The 18809-nt window shown below is 62.9% G+C and carries 9 protein-coding genes and 1 pseudogene; 6 read left to right on the top strand and 4 right to left on the bottom strand.

The window, feature by feature from the left end; translation table 11 throughout:
- Nucleotides 1-3248 (bottom strand): chromosome segregation protein SMC (smc, locus tag ACFCU0_RS03000; RefSeq protein WP_434972181.1); only part of this gene is annotated, 3248 nt, incomplete at its 3' end.
- 856 nt (nucleotides 3249-4104) lie between these two features.
- On the opposite strand from smc, the gene ACFCU0_RS03005 reads away from it, so the two are divergent.
- The 5 genes from ACFCU0_RS03005 (at nucleotide 4105) to ACFCU0_RS03025 (ending at nucleotide 10502) form a co-directional block, all read left to right on the top strand.
- On the top strand, nucleotides 4105-4674 hold the full coding sequence (locus tag ACFCU0_RS03005) for a sigma-70 family RNA polymerase sigma factor (protein WP_434972182.1): 570 nt from the start codon (nucleotides 4105-4107) through the stop codon (nucleotides 4672-4674).
- Between the two features lie 162 nt (nucleotides 4675-4836).
- On the top strand, nucleotides 4837-7365 hold the full coding sequence (locus ACFCU0_RS03010) for a protein kinase domain-containing protein (RefSeq protein ID WP_434972183.1): 2529 nt from the start codon (nucleotides 4837-4839) through the stop codon (nucleotides 7363-7365).
- 125 nt (nucleotides 7366-7490) lie between these two features.
- On the top strand, nucleotides 7491-7991 hold the full coding sequence (locus ACFCU0_RS03015) for a hypothetical protein (protein ID WP_434972184.1): 501 nt from the start codon (nucleotides 7491-7493) through the stop codon (nucleotides 7989-7991).
- Nucleotides 7992-8061: 70 nt separating this feature from the next.
- The gene (locus ACFCU0_RS03020) at nucleotides 8062-9171 is read left to right on the top strand and encodes a methyltransferase domain-containing protein (protein ID WP_434972185.1); all 1110 of its coding nucleotides are present in this window, start codon (nucleotides 8062-8064) and stop codon (nucleotides 9169-9171) included.
- Nucleotides 9172-9728: 557 nt separating this feature from the next.
- On the top strand, nucleotides 9729-10502 hold the full coding sequence (locus ACFCU0_RS03025; RefSeq protein WP_434972186.1) for an STAS/SEC14 domain-containing protein: 774 nt from the start codon (nucleotides 9729-9731) through the stop codon (nucleotides 10500-10502).
- A gap of 101 nt (nucleotides 10503-10603) precedes the next feature.
- Here the strand turns inward: ACFCU0_RS03025 and ACFCU0_RS03030 are convergent, their stop codons facing one another.
- Nucleotides 10604-13432, bottom strand: coding sequence for a T9SS type A sorting domain-containing protein (locus ACFCU0_RS03030; protein ID WP_434972187.1), 2829 nt, complete (start codon nucleotides 13430-13432; stop codon nucleotides 10604-10606).
- A 460-nt stretch (nucleotides 13433-13892) separates the two neighbouring features.
- Between ACFCU0_RS03030 and ACFCU0_RS03035 the strand changes: the two genes are divergently transcribed.
- Entirely contained in the window at nucleotides 13893-16778 is a 2886-nt protein-coding gene (locus tag ACFCU0_RS03035; RefSeq protein ID WP_434972188.1) for a tetratricopeptide repeat protein, read from the top strand.
- A 104-nt stretch (nucleotides 16779-16882) separates the two neighbouring features.
- On the opposite strand, the gene ACFCU0_RS03040 is transcribed toward ACFCU0_RS03035, so the two are convergent.
- Both ACFCU0_RS03040 and ACFCU0_RS03045 read right to left on the bottom strand, forming a co-directional pair.
- Nucleotides 16883-18049 (bottom strand): hypothetical protein, encoded by a 1167-nt coding sequence (locus ACFCU0_RS03040; RefSeq protein ID WP_434972189.1) that lies wholly within the window; start codon nucleotides 18047-18049, stop codon nucleotides 16883-16885.
- Nucleotides 18050-18491: 442 nt separating this feature from the next.
- Nucleotides 18492-18809: pseudogene (locus ACFCU0_RS03045) on the bottom strand (type VI secretion system ATPase TssH); the annotation flags it as partial.

Below are 18809 nucleotides of genomic sequence, written 5' to 3' on the forward strand. Positions count from 1 at the left end.
AGCGTGACCGGGCGCTTGCCCTTTGGCTGGGCGATGACGTCAATGGCTGTGTCCAGCGGGTTGTCCGGCTCTTCCAGCTTCAACTCCGCCGACGCACCGGCCCCGAACAGCTCGGTAAAGATTTTGGAGAAGCTCTCCTTGATCTGGCCGAACGTCTCGAAGAAGCGTTCGGCAGCCGTTGAATTGATCTCTTCGATCGTTTCGAGCAGCGTTTCTTCTGCCTCCTCCAGGTCCTCGCGCTGCTCGGTGAGAAAGTCCAGGCGCTCTTTTTCTTCCTCGTACTCCTCGAGGGCCAGCGGATTCACGTTGCCCAGGCGTTTGATCTTGCGGCGGAGGCTCTGCACCTCGTTCTCTGCCTCTTTTATGTCGAGGTCGTCCGGCACGTCGACGGGATGGGTTGCCAGGTCCCGCTCGTAGTCCTCGTCGACGCTTTCGAGTAGGTCTTGCATGCGTGTCCCGATTTCTGCGAGTCGCACAGCAGCCTGGTTCTCGGCCTTGACTGCTGCCTCCCGCTCCTGGCGGATTTCGCGTAGGCGTTTCTCTACGTCGTTGATCTGCTTCTTCGTCGCCCCGAGTTCGTCTTCGGCCTGCTCGACCTCCGCCTCGCGTTCATTCCGTTCGGCGCGCGCTGCCTCGATGTTTTCGTCGAGGTTGGACTGCGCATCCATCGCCGACTCAATGGTGTCGCGAAGCTGAGCAATCTCCTCCGTTCGCCGTTCCGTCTGGCGATCGATGTCCTCGATCTGCTCGCGCGTCCGTTCCAGCTCCCGTTCGAGGTTCTGAACGCGGTTTCGCGCCTCCACGGCCGCCACGTTGGCCTCGGAGAACGCGTCGACGGCGTTGCGCTCCGCCTGTTCCGCCTCGTCGAGAGCCTCCTCGGCGTCGGCTCGCCGGCTGCGAAGCCGGTCCACTTCTTCGGCCGCACGGTCTACCTCTTCGCGGAGGGCGTCGACCCGGTCGCTCCCGTCGTCCAGCTCATTCGACAGCTCTTCCAGACGCTCACTCAGCTCATCCTGCCGCTCGTCGATGGATTCTCGCTCGTAACGTACCCGGTCGAGTCGGCTGTCGGCTTCGGAGAGGGCGTTCTCGGCCTCCGTCAGCGCGTCCTCCGTCGGTTCGACGCGAATCGACTGCAGACTGTCCTTTGCATCGTCCACGACCGACTGCTGATACTCAACCTCCGCCTCGAGGTCGGCCAGTTGCTCTTCAGCACGCTCCAGCTGCTCGCGGCGGCCGAGCCGGCTTGCGACGGGTGAGGTATTATCCTGCTTGCTGCCGCCCTTCATCACGCCACGCGCGTCGATCCATTCGCCCGTCGGAACGAAGATCCGGTCGGCACCGTCGATCGCATCGGTGGCGTCGGATGCGTTATCGAGGGTTTCGGCGAGGTAGCAGCCGTGTAGCAGCACGTCCGCGAGCCGGTCGTACCGGGCGTCCGCGGTGCGAACCGAGTGTCGAAGCGGCCGCGTCCCAACCGGCGCGTTGCCATTCGGGATGGGCGTGGGCAGGCGATCCAGTACGAGGAAGGTGGCCTGCCCCTTCCCGGCCTCGCGCAGCCGCTGAATTGCCGAACGCGCGTCAGCGTCCGAGCCGACGACCACGCAGGACGCGAGATCCCCGAGCGCCGCGTCGAGAGCGACCCGGACATCCTCGTCGCATGCGAGCACGTCCGCTACGGTCTGCAGATCGTCGATCGGGCCCTCTGTAGCCAGAAACTGTACGGCGTCGGAAAACTCGTCGTAACTCGACACGAGGCCTTCGAGGAGTTCTACCTCGGCCGCCGCCGCGTCCCGACGCCGTTCGACGTCCCGGAGCGTCTCACGGGCGTCGTCGAGGTCGTCGCGGGCGGCATCCTTTTCATCCTGGATCGCGAGCACGGCGCGCTCGGCCTCATCCCGGCGGCGTTCGGCTTCCGCGCGGGCGGCTTCGGCGCGCTCGACCCGCGTGTCCAGCACATCGACGTCCGACTGTAGCTCCCCCGCCTGGTCGCGGGCGCGGTCCCGTTCTTCCTCGAGCAGGTCGAGTCGGTTGGTCAGCCGGTCCAGTTCGCGGCGACGTTCCGACAACGTTTGCTCAGCGGACTGCGCCTTGCTCCGAAGGGTTCGAACGCGTTCGCGCAGCTCCTCGGCTCGGTGCTTGGACGCGTCGCGGCTGTCCCGTGCGTCCGACAGTGCATTCTCGGCCTCTTCGAGAGCAGGACGGGCCTTTTCGAGCGTGTCCTCAAGGCGGTCAACATCCTCAACGAGTGCCGCCCGTCGTTCCGTCGCTTCCGCCTGCGCCTCTTGAGCGCGGTTTCGGTCACGGCGGGCCCGGTCGAGGCGCTCCCGCTGCAGGCGTTGCTCCGACTCCATATCCCGCACCGTCGTACGGTGCTCCTGCAGCGCCTCGCGACGGTTCTGAAGAGCTTCTTCGCGCTGCTGCAGTGTCGTGCGCAGTTCGGCCAACCGCCCCTCCGCCGTCTCTTCTCGGTCGGCAAGCTCTGCGTTGCGCCGCTCCTGCTTCTCCTGCTCCTCCTGCAACGTGCGGCGCTGCGAGGTCAGTCGCGACACTTCGACCTGTGCCAAAATCAGCTCCAGTTCGTGGAGCCGTTCCGTGAACTGGTTGTACTTGGACGCCTTCTTTGCCTGCTTCTTCAGGCGGCGGACCTGCGATCCGATCTCATCCGTCAGGTCGCGGATGCGGTCGAGATCCGTCTGCGTGTTGTCCAGCTTCCGAAGCGCCTGACGCCGGCGCATCTTGTAACGCGTGATCCCGGCCGCCTCCTCAAACATGCGGCGGCGGTCCTCGGTCGAGCCCGACAGAATCTCATCGATCATCTTCAGCTCGATGACCGAGTACGCGTCCGCGCCCATGCCCGTGTCCATGAACAGGCTGGTGATGTCCTTCAGCCGGCACTGCGTCCCGTTCATCAGGTACTCCGACTTCCCGTCTCGAAACAGTCGCCGACCGATCGTTACTTCCGAGTACTCCGTCGGCAGGACGCCGCGATTGTTTTCGATGGTCAACTGCACTTCGGCCATCCCCAGCGGACGGCGGTCGGCTGTGCCGTTGAAGATGACGTTCTCCATCTTTTCAGATCGGAGGACGGTCGGTCGCTGCTCCCCGATCACCCAGCGGACGGCATCCACGATGTTGGACTTTCCGCATCCGTTGGGGCCGACGATCGCCGTCACACCGGGATCGTAAGCCAGGGTCGTCGGCTCCGCGAAGCTTTTGAAGCCGTGCAGTTCGAGTTTACTGAGATACATGTAGGGAGGGCATCAGGCGGGGCGAACACAGCGACACAGCCGCCGGAGAACGAGAGGCGAGCAGTCCGGCATATCGTCCCAATAAAGTTGAGAAGGCCGCACTTTTCAACTTCTGACCGGCGAGAACGACCCTTTCCGAAATCTTGGCGTCAGGTTCACGATCCGTACGTGCGAACGCCGTGCCTCAGACGATGAACGACGGGTGGCACGGAAAATCAGCGCCAAAACGTGTCGGTCGCCCTCGCGGCTCACCTGCGATCATCCGCTTTTCGTAGCCATTAATTGGCTCCTCCAGCGTGCGGCGGCATTGCATTCGTGTAACAACAGGTGTATCCTGATGTATTACCACGGGTTCAGTCCCCGCAACCCACGCGAATGTTCGTAATGTAACGGATGATATCCAGAGGTCGTCTAGATCTATGTGGAGCATACAGAAGGCGGTGCGGGTGCGTCGTTTTCCGTTGTGTCTGTCATAGACCTAGGCATAGACCTAGGAACGATCTCGAATGAAGAGCCAGCAACCACATCCCGGCACCCGCTGTCGGCATCGTGGCTGCGCTGTCGTATCACAGAATGAGCGCAAAGGGTGTCAGGCAGGGCGTCATCGGGCCTACGCGGACGGAGTCCCCGGCTCCACAGGCCGGGCCGACACTGCTGCCATCCGGATTGCCGCCATCCGTTCGTTACGCGTCCCCCTGTGAACGCGGCTTCCCCTGTGCACGTGCGTCCCTCGCGTACCAGCGGCAGGTGCGCTCCACGGGCGGACGCTACGGGCATGCTCCGACGCGCTACCTGCAGGCCTTCTCGAATTTCGTGCATCGCATACCGGTCCTCGACGATGGCTCCCCCCTCCCCCATGGCGACGACAGCAGATGTTACGACTCTTCTCGGGCGGTACCAGAACGGTGACCGTGCCGCTGGCGACAAGCTCTGGGAAGAAGTGTATCAGGAGCTCCGCCAGGTCGCCCATCGCCGCCTCCTCGGCGAACGGTCAGGCCACACGCTCGGCACCACGGCTCTGGTTCATGAGTGCTACCTCCGTCTGATTGACCAGACACAGGTCGAGTGGCAAAGTCGCCTGCACTTCTTCGCGATGGCATCCCGCGTGATGCGCAATATCCTCGTGGATTACGCCCGGCGAAAGAAGGCGCAGAAGCGCGGTGGCGACGCCCCTCACCTCAATCTGGAAGACGTGAGCGTGGGCGGAACCAGTGGCTCGGCGGATCTTTTCATCGCGCTGGATCAGGCTCTGGACCAGCTGGAGTCCGTCGACGATCGCCTTGCCCGCGTCGTCGAATACCGGTTCTTCGGGGGGATGAAGGAAAAAGAGATCGCAGAACTCTTGGACGTCTCCGCCCGAACGGTTCGACGAGACTGGCGAAAGGCAAAGCTATGGCTCGCCCGTGCACTCAAAGAGGAAGACTGAGCACGCCCCGTCGCCCCCCTCTCCGGCCGGTGGCGCATCGATGTCGCATCCTGAGCGTGCGTCCGTGGCCCCCGGCCCTTCTCATGCCACCATCTTCCGTCCTGCATCTCTCAGCCGGACGCTGCTTTCTCCCTGACCCGTCGGTCGTTGACCCCGTCTTTTATGAGCATGTCACCCGAGCGCTGGACCGAAATCAACGCTGTTCTCGATGAAGCGCTCGACCGTAACCCCGACGACCCGACGTCGGTGCTCGACGACATCTGCGACGACCCCGACCTGCGCGAGGAGGTCCGGTCGCTCCTGGCTGAGGACACCGAGATGGATTTTCTGAACCGGGACGCGGCCGCTCACGCCGCCGACCTCCTCGACGACGTCGACACGATCGAGTGGAGGGACCGGCTCGCGGGCGACATCGCGGATGCGCTGGGCTCGGATCGAGATCTGGACGCCGGAATCGACCCGGGAACGCGCCTCGGGCCGTTCCGCGTCGACGGGGAGATCGGACGGGGCGGGATGAGTACCGTGTACTGCGCCCAGCGCGATGACGGCTCCTTCGAGCAAGAGGTGGCGATCAAGCTCATGCGTCGCCTCCGGGACCGCGACGCGGTGGAGCGTTTCCGAGCCGAACGGCAGATTCTCGCCTCCCTGCACCACCCGAACATAGCGCGCGTCCTGGACGGGGGGACGACCGAGGACGGGCGCCCCTACCTGGTCATGGAGTATGTTGAGGGCCGGCCCATCACGACATACTCCGACGAAGAAAAGCTGTCGCTCGACGCGCGCATCGACCTGTTTCAAAAGGTGGCCGGGGCGGTCCAGCATGCCCACCAGAACCTGATCGTCCACCGCGACCTGAAGCCAAACAATATCCTCGTCACGTCGGACGGGACGGTGAAGCTGCTTGACTTCGGGATCGCCAAGGTGCTGGAGGCGTCGACGCATCGCGACCTCGTAAACGCTCCCTCCACGCGTACGGGTTTTCACCTCATGACGCCCGAGTATGCCGCTCCCGAGCAGGTGCGGGGCGACGCCATCACAACGGCAACGGACGTCTATGCGCTGGGCGTGCTTCTTTACGAGCTTCTGACCGGTCACCGTCCATATCAACTCAATCAGCGCTCGGCCTACGACATCGTGCAAGCCGTCTGCGAGGCGGACCCGACGCGTCCCAGCACGATCGTGCTTCAGACCCGCGACATCGGGCCGCCGAGCGAGCAGCAGACCGTGACGCCGGAAGACGTCAGCACCGTCCGACAGCTCAGCCCGGTTCAGCTACGACGCCGTCTCCGCGGCGACCTGGACTCCATCATCCTCCACTCCCTCCGCAAAGCGCCCTCGGACCGATACCGAACCGCCGACGCCCTGGCGGAGGACCTTCAGCGATTCCGCTCCAACCAGCCCGTCCGTGCACGGCGGGGTACCTTGCGGTATCGGGTGCAGAAGCTGCTTGAACGAAATCGATCCGCCGTTGTCGCCGCCAGCCTGTTCGTTGTCCTGTTGATCGGGTACGCGATCACGGTCACGTACCAGGCCCGGCAGATCGCGGCTGAGCGCGACAAGGCGGAGGCCGTGACGTCCTTCATCACGAGCCTGTTTGAAGCCTCAAATCCGTTCTCGGCCGGATCATCCGAGCGCATGACCGTTCGCGAGGTCGTCGATCGTGGAGCCAGCCGCATTCGGTCCGACCTTGCCGGTCAGCCCCTGGTCCAGGCCGAGGTCGAGACGGTCATCGGCGACGTGTACGCCAGCATGGGACGCTACCCGCAGGCCGACTCGATGCTGTACGACGCCCTCCAAACGCGGCACCAGAACCCGGACGTAGCACCGCATGAACTCGCGGCGACGGAAAGCGCGCTTGCCCGGTCGCTGTTCCGGCAGGCCCGCTACAAGACCGCCGACTCCCTGCATGCGGTAGCCCTCAACCGGCTCGTCGACGCCTACGGCGCCAACGACCCGCGAACGATCGGGCCGCGCTCCGGCCGGGCCATCGTAAACGGGGAATGGGGAAACTATGCCGAGTCCGTGTCGCTCTACCGGAAAAACCTGGAGATTTACCAGGCGGCGGATAGGGTCGTGCCTGCCGATGCCTACCACAACCTCGCCAGCACCCTCCAGATGCAGGGCCGGCACAAGGAGGCCCTCGAGACCCATCTCCTTGCCATCGACAAGTACATCGAAGAAGAAGGAGAGGAGAGCGTCGCCCTTGCAAACGCCTACACCCGCACCGCCCTCACCTACCACCGGCTGGACTCGCTGGACAAGGCCGAGCGGTACTACCGCCGGGGCCTGGACATGCGCCGATCGCTGCTTACGGCAAACCACCCGCACATTGCATCGTCGTGTGTTCGGCTGAGCTGGCTGCTCGCCGACCGGGGAAAGACGCAGGAGGCCGAACCCCTAATCAATGAGGGCATCGACGTGCTGAAGGCCGTGCTTCCGCCCGACCACTGGCAGATCACCGCCGCCGAAGGGGTTCGAGGCGTGATCTGGGCCCAGCAGGGACGCGTCCGCGACGCCATACCCCCTCTTCAGCGAAGCTTCCGCGTGATGAACGAGCGCTTCGGGGCAGACGACTGGCGCACAACGTCGGCCGGCAACGCACTCTCGAAAATCTACATGGCGGTGGGTCAGCGAGACGCCGCCCGGCAGATCCAGGCCACGCTCCAGCAGGGCCAACAGCCCGACGCGTAGGCGTCTCGATCGTCAGGGAAGACAGGTGGACGCCGCGAGCAGAGGAAACCGCACCGAGCCCTTCCCGTCGGAGAGGCGTCGCATGGCCGTCCTTTCCATCCCGTTTATCGATCCCTTTTTGCCTTATGAATCGACGCATCGTTGCCGCATTGATTGCGGGTCTGTCCCTGCTTCTTATCACCCCCTCCACGTTCGCGCAGTCCACACCTTCCCCGACAACGGTCGGAATCTCGGCTGGCCTCAAGGATTCTCCGAACACGTTCACCGTCCCGGGCACCGTCTCGCTACCCATCTGGCTCACCGACCAGTTTGTTCTCGCGCCTGAGCTCGGCTTCATCTCGCGCGAAAACGGCCAGGATGCCCTCTCCGTGGGGGCCGACGGCCGCTTCTTCTTTCGTCAGGGACGGGTCGCCCCCTACGCCGGACCCGGACTCCGCATCCTCAGCATCGAGCCGCCCGGCCCGGCCGACGGCGATTCCGACCTTGTGCTCTCCGGATTCGGCGGTGCGGAGTACTTCCTCGCCAACGGTTTTAGCTTCTCGGTCGAAGGACGGCTGGAGATTCTGACCGGCGACAACACGGTCGTAACCACTGCGGGTGTTGTGCGCGCTACCGTCTACTTTTAGATCCGACACCGGGCGCACGAGGGCCTCGTGCGCCCGGTGTCGCCGCGCTGCCGATCGTCACACTAAACCAATGGCTTCCGTTCGCATCCTCCGCAGCCCCCATCGGACGCCGCTGCTCCTGACGACGAATCAGGGGCTCGAGGATATCACCGCGCAGGAGTTCGAGGACGCGGCCCGTGCGGCCGGCGTCTCCGTGGCCGTGTCTCAGGCCACCCCGGACGGTATGACCAGCTACACGCATGTCGTCGCCGAGGCGTCACGGGACGTCGTGCTGGAGCTCGCCCGGTCCCTCCGATCGATTCACCACATCCTGTCACCAGAGTACACGTTCGACCTCCCGGAAACAGATCCGATGACAGCGATCCGCTCGGTCCTGTCTGATCACGACGTTCCGGGCATGGCCGACGCCTCCTCATTTCGGGTGTCCACGCTACGACGAGGCGACCACGAGTTCACCAGTGTAGACGTCATGCGCGCCGCCGGGGCGGGGCTTGTTGACCGCTACGGCACGGACGTCGACCTGGAGGACTTTGACCTTGAGGTGCGCGTGGACGTCCGCGAAAACCGGGTGCGCGTGAGCACGCAGATCACCGACTCTGCCCTCAGCAAGCGGCAGCACCGCGTCTTTCAACCTCCGGCCGCTCTGAGCCCGAACGTCGCCTACGCCCTGCTTCGACTCCCTCACCTGACGGACCCGCCTGGCCTGGTGGTCGATCCGTTCTGCGGCAGCGGCACGATTCCGATCGAGGCCGCGCGGTACTGGCCGGACGCAACGATCGTCGGCATCGACCGGAGTGCTGAGGTGGTCGAGGGGGCCCGGAGAAACGTCGCCGCCGAATCGCTGGAGAACCGCATTCACATCAGAGCGGGCGATGCGTTGGCGCTCCCGGACCAGTTCCAGACGCCACCCGACCTCGTCGTCACGAACCCTCCGTTCGGGAAGCGCCTCGGGGCCGGGCTCGACCTCGTCTCCTTCTACGGTAAACTCCTCCTCGCCGTGCACGGCGCCCTACCGGCGGGTGGCTGGTTTGTCGTCCTCGTTCTCAAACCCGGCCCCTTCAGCGGTGCGCTCCAGGACGTCACCGCCGCCGGCAGCGTCTCCTTCGATGTCCGCCACGTCCGCCGCGTCCAGGTGGGCGGCCTGCACCCGAGGATCTTCGTGATGCAGAAAGGAGGGTGAGGATTGGAGATTTGGAAAACGCCCTTCTGCCCGCCTGGCACATGTTGGCGGGCGCCGATCCGGCATCTCATTGGAACCGGCGGCGCGGATGGCCCGGCGTTGATTCGTTGACCGTTGATTCGTTGACCGTTGATTCGTTGACCGTTGATTCGTTGACCGTTGGATCGTTGACCGTTGGATCGTTGACCGTTGGATCGTTGACCGTTGACGCGTTGACCGTTGACGCGTTGACGGCTGGGCCGGGAGTGGGAGTTGGCCTCGTCGTTTCGACTGCGATCGCCGTCCGTCGGACCGAATCCGACCCACCGTATCCGACCCACCGTATCCGACCCACCACACGCTACCACCCGAACGTGTTTTCCGTTCATCCGTCCTTGCACAGCCCGCACACCCCAAACCCCGAGCCTCTCTCCTTCGCCATTCGAAAGGATGATTTCCCCCACGAACGGTCGAGGGGCACCCTGACGGGCGGTTCAGACCTGGACATACAGCTTCATGAACGCCTCTGTCGGACCTTTCGGGTCCATGCCTCCCGGACTGGACTTTCGGTGATCGATATGATCAAGTTTCTTGCAGCACCTGACGATGTCATCGCCATCAAAGTGGACCAGACGGTTGATGCGGGCGAGCTAAAAACGGTTACCGACCGCATTGACGAACGACTCGAACAGAATGAGTCGATTGCGATGTACCTCGATCTGCGCGGACTGGAGCGTCTGACGCTCGCGGCCCTGCTCGACGACCTGCGATACAGTCTGAAGCACATCCGCGACCTGACACGCATCCGGCGTGTCGCCATTGTCACGCGCGCCCGATGGATCGATGTCGTCGCCTCGTGGGAGAATCGCATCCTGCCGGGCATGGACATTCGCGTCTTCGATCCCGAGCATCGGACGCAGGGACTGGACTGGGCCTCGGAAGACGTTGAATTACCGATGCCCAACCTTCATCGCGTCGAGACCAATCGGGACTCGGTCCGGGCCTTCGCCCTGACCGGCCCGCTTCGCGCTGCCGACATCCGCTTGCTCGCCGATGACCTCGACGCCGCGTACGCACGCCATGGTACCGTCCGGCTGCTTCTCCGCGTCGAACACTACGGCCTCCGGCCCAGCGTTTTCACGCAAAACATCGTCAAAATGAAGCTCCGCGCACTGCAACACGTCGGGGCGTACGCCCTCGTCGGCGGGCCTGACTGGATGGCGGGGATTGCCTCGCTCCTGAACCCGCTCATGGCGATGGAGGTGCGGCACTTCGATCTCGAGGACGAAGCCGACGCGTGGGAATGGATCGGCGCAGCTCCAGTCGACACGTCTGCCGGCGTCGTTGCCTGATCCGCGCGATTGGCGCATTTTATTAGAGGCCCAGCGAAAAGCGGCAGCTCCGGAGTCACGATCCGGGGCTGCCGCCGTCGCGTCCAAAGGAACCGTCGGACTCAGCGTACGACAGTGATCGATTCGGTCGTCGAGAAGGCATCCCCTTGAATTCGAAGGAAGTACCGGCCGCTTCCGAGGGTCGACGCATCCAGCGTCAGCTCATTCTTCCCGGACGTCATCGGCCCGTCGTGGACCGTCTGCACGACTCGCCCAAGGACGTCGTACACCGTCGCCCGGACCGTCTGCGCCTCCCGCAACACGAGTGTGCCCCGGGCGGACGTGCGGACCGGATTCGGCCCGATCGTGAGTTCGAAGGCCGTGGCCAGACGCACCTGCACCTGCCGCTCATCCAACACGGTGTTGGTACCATCCACGTCGACCTGGCGGAGGCGGAACGTGTGCGTGCCAACGTCCAATGCGCTCATCGAAAACTCGTAGCGCTGCGGCTCGGTCGTCGTCCCGGCGCCCTGAATCGTACCTGCGGCTGCAAACTCGGTCGCCTCCGGCGCCCGATGCTCAATTTCGAAACGGTCGTTGTTTTCTTCCGATACCGTTTTCCACGTCAACTGCACGCCCCGGTCGCCGGTGGGGAGCACATCGAACGAGGCGAGTTCGACCGGAAGCTGCTCCGCGGGACTCGTAAACTCACTCGTGCTGCGATCTTCCTGGAGAGAACCGGTGAACGTCAAGTCGTCCGTGGTCGTCAGGAAAAGATACTGTTCGCAGAGATTCGGCGCGGAGGTAACGACGGTCTGGTTTGTGAAGCCGTTCAGATACGTATCCGTCGTCAGGTACGTGTCGACATTGTCTGGATCACTGCCGGCGTACAGGTCGATGAGGATGCCGTCGTCTTCATCGAACGCAGCGTTCCCGTCCGTGGTGCGCACGCGGTACGTCAGCGTCAGGTCATCTTCTGAGAGTCCCGGCTGACAGTCGAAGCTGACGACTTCCGGCGTATTTAACAATTTGTTCGGGCCGGTGTCGGCATCGCCGTTGGAGGGGTCGTTCGCCGTGATGCCGTCGTCGCCGAGATCGATCATCGGACCGCCGTTGTCGCGGAACGTGTTGCCCCGTATGACGACGCGGGAGTCCGAGCCGGTCACGGCCACGCCCGGTCCGCCGTTAAAGCCGATCAGATTGCCGTCTGCGTCCGGATCGGTCTGATCCGACCGGCTTCCGACGACGCCGGAGACGGAATTAGCGAATCGAACGCCCGCATCACCATTTCCGATGTCTGCACCACCCACTGTGGTGCCAATCGAGTTGTTGGTGATCACGGGCCCGTCGAGGACATCCGCCACATCGAATACGTAGATTCCGTTGCGGGTCGCGTTGCCGATAAAGTTGTTGTCGATGAAACTGTCGGACCCTCCCGGGTCTCCCATGTAGATCCCGTCGCCGTTGATCGGTTGGGCGGAGCCGTCTTCGAGCACACCGATCAGATTGTTCTCAATCTGGTGATTGCCAATCTCCGTTTGCGGGAGAGAGATCGCGGCATCCTCGGTGCCGCCACTCCCGATGTTGCCAAACACATTTCCATCGATCTGCAGCGAATCCGCAAACTGGGAATAGATCCCTGCACTCTGGAGCGGGATACTTGCGCCGTCCGGCGAGACGCCGAAGTAGTTTTCCCGGATGAACTCGCGATCTGCTTCTAGATCCGCCCCCGAGGCATCATCGCCCGTTCCAGCACGAACGCCGTACACGTATCCACCGATGATATTATACTGCCCGACAATTCCGTCTCCCGCAATGTCGCCAATATTGTTGACGCCAGCGCGGGTTGAATTCTGTAGCAGAATGCCGTCCTGGCCCGGCGCGAGCGACATGGACGTGGCGGTGGCATCGGCGGTGGTACCCATCACGTTCGCGACAACCTCGATCGTCTCAGAATCGATGAAGATGCCGCCGGACGCATTTCCGGCAATGTAATTCGGGAACCGTTCCTGACTGCCATTTGCGTAGCCGATGTAGCTGTCTCGCGTGTTCTCGACCTTGATCCCAAAGGTACCGTTCCCGCGAGGCGTCGTGCCGTCCGGCAGCAGCCCGATGTAGTTATTCGCAATGACAACATTGCCTTCCCGGAGCGAGCGATCGACCGAGTCGGTCGAGAACAGGTTGATGCCCATTTCCGCATTCCCGCCGATCACGTTCTCTCCGCCATCGGCATAGATCACGGCTGTGTTGCTGATCGGGTCGCTGGCGAAGCCGGAGACGCCGGAGGCGCCGATCGTCACGTTCCGCGGATTCGCAAGGTCAATCCCTGCCCCTTCATCTGCTGAGGCAGATCCGTTTCCGTTTGTGGTGCCATTCGGCTCAATGCCGACCCAACAGTACTGAATCGCCACGTGGAAGGGACGTGATCCGGTCGATGAGCCGATCAGGTTGATCCCGTCGTCCGGGAAGCCCACGATACCCAGCCCGATGACCGATACGGTGTCTGCATCCGATCGGAGCTCCAAGCCATCCGTCGCGCCGCCGGTTGCCGTGCTTCCATCGATGTAGACGATCGGCGGATCGCCCGCCTGCCAGCCGGGAGCGTTGTCGCCACGAATCTCCACGTTCGAGCCGTTCAGGTCGAGTTCGCTTACCGTCGCGATGCGTGCCACCTGCCGGCCGTTTTCCGTTGTGGTCGGAATTTCGTCAAACTCGACGACCCATCGGTCCTGGATGTCCTCTGCACTAATCTCATTCAATGCTGCCCGTAGCGTACATTCGCCTGCAGCGGTCGCACAGATTTCATCACCGGGATTGGCATCTCCATCATCAGCAACACTGTTCACGTCGAGCACGATTTGCGCGTGTGCACCGGGGGCGAAATACAGGCAGCCTGTAAACAGACAGGCCAGAATGAGAAGAGGTCTAAGCAGATTCGTAGCGTTCGGCATAGCGTTCAATAGATTAAGGAGGGGGCTTGCAGCAAACATGGTCGATGCGTGTAGCAGCAACCGGAGGGAACGGCACGGGGCCCTCCTGTCGAGATAGCGCAACTCGGCCATCAACGAGGCCATCAACACGCCAATAAATTTGACGCCGCCCTCGGCGTCGCCACCCACGGCACCACGAAACCGCTATTTTTTACGATCCAACCTGAAAGAACGCACATATTCGCGGCGAGACGATCGTTTCGCACGCCCTTTTCAGCATCCGGAGCCTCCCACGCATCCGATCGCGCGACTCGTATCTGGTGGATGGCCTGATCTATTCTTACCATGGCTGTCCCGAGAGCTGAACGTAACGGTCTTGACACCACGAGACCTGGCCTACATTTTCCTTCGATACGCCTCACCGGGATGCCGCCCGTCGGATCATTCGCCCGGCTTTCTCCCCTAACCGCTTTCCGGTACGATGTCCACCCATCGCTTCTCGAATCTCGTCGAGGCGATCTTCGAAGACGCCCTCGATCGTCCGAAGGCGGATCGGGAAGCGTTCGTCCGGTCGGTCACCGACGATCCGACGGTTCGAGAACACGTGTTTGATCTGCTCGACCATTTCGACGAGATCGACGCCTTTCTCGAGACCCCAGCGGTGAAGGCGGCTGATTTTCTGGATGAGGTGGACCGTCCGACGTCCGCTCCTCCCGACCGAAGCGGCGAACGGATCGGTCCGTTCGAGCTGAAGGAGCGAGTGGGGCGCGGCGGGTCCGGCGTTGTATACCGAGCGCAGCGCACGGACACGTTCGACCAGGAGGTTGCCATCAAGCTGTTGACTCGGCCGGCGGATGCAGGCGCCGTTCTCGATCGCTTTGCGCACGAGCAGCAGGTCCTGGCTGCCCTGACTCATCCCCGCGTGGCTCGCATTTTCGACGGCGGCGCGACGTCCAACGGACAGCCCTACTTCGTCATGGAGTACGTCGCGGGGCAACCTTTGGACGCATACTGCGACGACCAGCGGCTGTCGATCGAAAACCGACTTGAGCTGTTCGTCACGGTGGCTGACGCCGTGCATCATGCCCACCAGAACCTCGTCGTCCACCGGGATCTCAAGCCCTCGAATGTTCTCGTTACGGCAGACGGGCAGCCCAAACTTCTCGACTTCGGCATCGCGAAAATCATCGGGGACGATGCGACAGGCCTGACCCGGACGGGCGAGCGATGGATGACGCCGGAATACGCGGCACCGGAGCAGATTCGCGGTGAGTCGATTTCGACGGCAACCGATGTCTACCAGCTCGGGGTCGTGCTCTATGAGTTGCTGACCGGTCGGCGTCCGTATCACCCGAACGCACGGTCGCTTTTCGCGATCGAGCAGGCTGTATGCGAAGAGACGCCGACCCGTCCAAGCACGGCGGTCACCCAATCGACGGAGCGCGCGGCGCCGGACGAAATCAGTAGAACCCGTCGCACACATCCGGCGGCGCTTCGCAGCACCCTGCGAGGAGATCTCGATGCAATCGTGATGAAGGCGCTCCGCAAGGAGCCCGGTCAGCGGTACGGATCGGCGGAAGCGATGGCCGCAGATATCCGCCGGTTCCTGAACAATCAGCCCGTGCACGCCCGCGACGGTCAATGGTCGTACCGTGCCAATAAATTCGTCCGCCGACATGCGCGCCCGATCCTCGCGACGGCCGTCGTCCTCCTCACATTGACAGCCGGTGCGATCGCGTACACGATGCAGATTACGCAGGAACGGGACCGGGCCCGGCTCGCAGAGCAGCAGGCGACCACCGTCACCGACTTCCTGGCCAACCTCTTCAATGAAAACACACCCCGCAATACGGCCGGGGAGACGCTTTCCGCCCGCGACCTCCTGAGCCGCGGCGAAGCGCGGGTCGCCAAGCTAGATGCCGCTCCCCGGGTCCGCCTCCGACTGCTGCTTGTCCTGGCAAACGTTCGTGCTGACCTCAATCACACGTCACGGGCGGACCGTCTCATTGCTGAGGCCCAGGTCGTGGCCAACCGGATCGATGACTTGTCACCCCTCGAGCGGAGCCATGTGCTTTACAAGCGCGGAGAAATCGCTCGCCGAAAAGGGGAATACCCCACCGCGGACTCCCTCTTCCGCCTTGCTCAGGAGGCGTATGACCGATCCGGGCGATCAGCCCCCGACGATCTGACGAATATTCTGAACGCACGGATGGAGACGATCCAGGCCGTCGGCAACCTTCAAGCGGCCGACTCGGTCCTACAGCAGTTGCTCCCGTTGAGCGAGGATGTCTACGGAACGCGCAGCCCCGAACATGCGACCATTCTGCACAATGCATCATCGGTTCTCGTCGAACTCGGGCACATCGACCGCGCGGAGACAGCAGCTCGAACCGCGCTCGACATTCGCCAGGAGCACTATTCGGCGCCCCACATCGACCTTGCGTACGCAAAGGAGGGCCTTGGAACGGTTCTCAACGAGCAAGACCGCCTGGAAGAGGCACAGCCGCTCCTCGAGGATGCGGTGCGCCAGAGTGAGCAGGTGCTGGACCCGGACAACGACCGCCTCGACAAATTCAAGATCAGCCTCGCGCTGCTTTACACCGAAAGAACGCGGTACGAGGAAGCTGAAAACCTCTACCGAGATATTATCGACCGCCGCGAACGCGTTAACCCGGACGGCCTGACGGTGCTCTACACGAAGAACAACCTGGCCCTCGTGTACCAGCGCCAGGGACAGTATGAGAACGCGGCGTCGATCTATCGCGAGGTGCTGGAGAAGAAGACGGAGGTCGTCGGCCACGACCGGCATCCGAGCATTGTCGTCACGCTCTTCAACCTTGCCAGCGCCCTGCACGAGGCCGGGCGGTTCGAGCAGGCGGAGTCGCGATACCGGCGCGTCGTCCGGCTTGACCAACAATTGCTCGGGGAGACGCACCGCGAGGTCGGGGTCGATATGACGGCCCTCGCCACGCTTCTTGTCGATCGAGGCGCGCTTCAAGAAGCCGACTCGTTGTTCGAACGCGCCCACCCGATCGTTGAAGACGGATTCTCCGGCACGCACCGGAGGATGGGAGAATTTTTGATCGGGCGCGGGAGCCTGCTCGTCCTTGACGGCCGACCCGGGGACGCCGAGCCGCTGCTTCGCCGGGCCGTGAAGATCTTCGAGTCCGGGGCCGGAGGCGCCCCCTGGCGACTGGACGAGGCCAAAGGCTGGTTGGGACGTGCCCTCCTACAGCAGGGCGACGCCGCCGGCACATCCTTTCTCGAGGAGTCGCGCACCGGTCTCGAAGACATGCTCGGGGAAGATCATTGGCGAACCACCCGAATGCGAGTCCCCGCGAACGAACGTGAGCCCGTAGCACGATAGGCCGATACAAGTCGAACGCGGCGACCGAGCGTGCTTCCACTGAATGTGCTGCACCCGTCGGAGACCCGTCGGTTGCCGTCGACGGTCATACCGGGAGCCGATCGCTACGCACCCGCTCGTGCGAGATTCGCGAGGCGGTCGGGTCCGACAGCCGCAACAGCGGATTTCACCTCTTCCATCGTGAGATTCTGAGCGGCCACTTCCACGAAAAACCGCTTGTCCACGACCATCTGGATCTCGGCCCGCATCGCCGTGCCGGTCGTCCGGAATGTCTCCTTCGCCGGGTACCCCTGAATTTCCGTCGTCTTTTCGTAGCCGCTGTCGCTTTCCTTGCTCACGTCGAACATCATCCACGTCGCTCCTGGAAGGACCCCCGTTTCCGGCACGACCTGCACGTAGTCGATTACGTGTATCGACAGCTCCCTCTCCCCATCCACGTAATCGGCTTCCGCGCGGACAACCGATGCGTTCTCCCCGAGCGTCTGCGTCTTGCTTCGCGAGCCGGACTGTGACAGGCCGATCAGGGCCTCCGGAAGCAGCGCCTTTAGCTCGGCCGCATCCACGGGCATTCGGGGCACCGGTTCTCCCGCTTCGGGCGCTGCTGCCTTGCTCTTCTCCGCCTCCCGAAACTCCTTGTACATGTCGGCGACCTCCTCTTGCTTGCCGTCGTTGACGCCTACGCCCTCGTCCTTCATTGCCTCAAGTGCGTCAAAATCAACCAAGCGAGCAGCGGCCTTCATCTTGTCCATTGTCACATTGCGTCCATCAACCTCCACCTGAAAGCGATCGGCAACGAGGAATTTCAACTGTCCCGACGACCGCCCACCATCGTACGAACGAAACTTTTCGCGCCCGTCGTATCCGGCAATCGTGGTCCCGCGGTCGTAGCCCGTTGTGCTCTCGGTTTCGCTCTCGGCCCACGCGCTCATGCGACTGGATAGAGAAGACAGTCCGCTCATCGAACCCATGTCCGTTACGGTGATGGCAACCCGCTCGCCATCGCCGCGATACACGGCTTCGGCCTTCGACGTGCTCATGCCCATCTGACTGCTGCGAGAGCCTTCGACGTCCCCCGCCTCCAGCCCATCGATGGATGCGGGCAAGACCGGCTTCAGCTTTCGAAAGTCGATGGCCTGAACAACCTTGCCACCCCCGGCCGTTTCGCGAAGCTTCTGGAATGCCTCGCCCATACGCTCGCCGGCTTCCTGTGAGTTCGCCGCTTGCTCTGCCTGCTCCAGTGCTTTTGACGCGTCTTCGGCGGCCTGCTTCATATCAGAAACCTTCTGACACCCGCTGCTGGTGATCCCGACGAAAACGAGAGCAGCCGATAAGAATAAAAACCAGGCGGGGCGGGCGGAGATGAATCTCCTGGACGTCGGGTCGGATCGATACATGTTATGAACGGGCGGTCAGAGGTTGAGGCAACGGGATGTCCTATGAGTGATAGCGAAAAGCCAGGACCGAACCGGCCACGGCACGTTCAGAGTTCAGGTGTTTGGGTGTCGTGGGTCGGTTTTGGCAGGTCGGATTGTGAGGCGGAACGACGACCATGAGCGAGCGAATAGACGGATTCGCCCCTAATCCCCGTCCAACGGTGAACGACCCAACGCGTCAACAATCCAACGCCATAACATCCAAACGCCATAACGAAAAAAGGAGCCGCCGTTGCCGGCAGCCCCTTTTGGGTTACTCCATCCGATAGCATCGTGCGTTCTACAGGCTGACCGCACCGTCGCCGCCGGGTTCTGCGGTTTCGGCAGCCTCTTCCGTCCCGGCCCGGATGGCCTCGAACGTGAGGTGATCGTTCGCTTTCGCGAGGTCAATTCGAACGGTATCGCCATCCTCGACGGAGCCGTCCAGCAGCTCTTTCGAGAGCTGGTTGGAGACCTGCCGCTGCATCACCCGCTTGAGTGGACGGGCGCCGAAGGCCGGGTCAAACCCGCGATCGGCCAGCCAGTCCTTGGCCGCGTCCGAGAGCTGCAGTGTGAGGTTGTGACTCTTGCTGGCGATGCCCGCGATGCGGTCGAACTG

The organism is Longibacter sp. (assembly GCF_051155795.1).
GTDB lineage: Bacteria > Bacteroidota > Rhodothermia > Rhodothermales > Salinibacteraceae > Longibacter.

Excerpts from the sequence above, each read along its gene's own strand:
- ACFCU0_RS03005 (WP_434972182.1), top strand. The coding sequence starts at position 4,105 with ATGGCGACGACAGCAGATGTTACGACTCTTCTCGGGCGGTACCAGAAC.
- ACFCU0_RS03010 (WP_434972183.1), top strand. The coding sequence starts at position 4,837 with ATGAGCATGTCACCCGAGCGCTGGACCGAAATCAACGCTGTTCTCGAT.
- ACFCU0_RS03015 (WP_434972184.1), top strand. The coding sequence starts at position 7,491 with ATGAATCGACGCATCGTTGCCGCATTGATTGCGGGTCTGTCCCTGCTT.
- ACFCU0_RS03020 (WP_434972185.1), top strand. The coding sequence starts at position 8,062 with ATGGCTTCCGTTCGCATCCTCCGCAGCCCCCATCGGACGCCGCTGCTC.
- ACFCU0_RS03025 (WP_434972186.1), top strand. The coding sequence starts at position 9,729 with ATGATCAAGTTTCTTGCAGCACCTGACGATGTCATCGCCATCAAAGTG.
- ACFCU0_RS03030 (WP_434972187.1), bottom strand. The coding sequence starts at position 13,432 with ATGCCGAACGCTACGAATCTGCTTAGACCTCTTCTCATTCTGGCCTGT.
- ACFCU0_RS03035 (WP_434972188.1), top strand. The coding sequence starts at position 13,893 with ATGTCCACCCATCGCTTCTCGAATCTCGTCGAGGCGATCTTCGAAGAC.
- ACFCU0_RS03040 (WP_434972189.1), bottom strand. The coding sequence starts at position 18,049 with ATGAAGCAGGCCGCCGAAGACGCGTCAAAAGCACTGGAGCAGGCAGAG.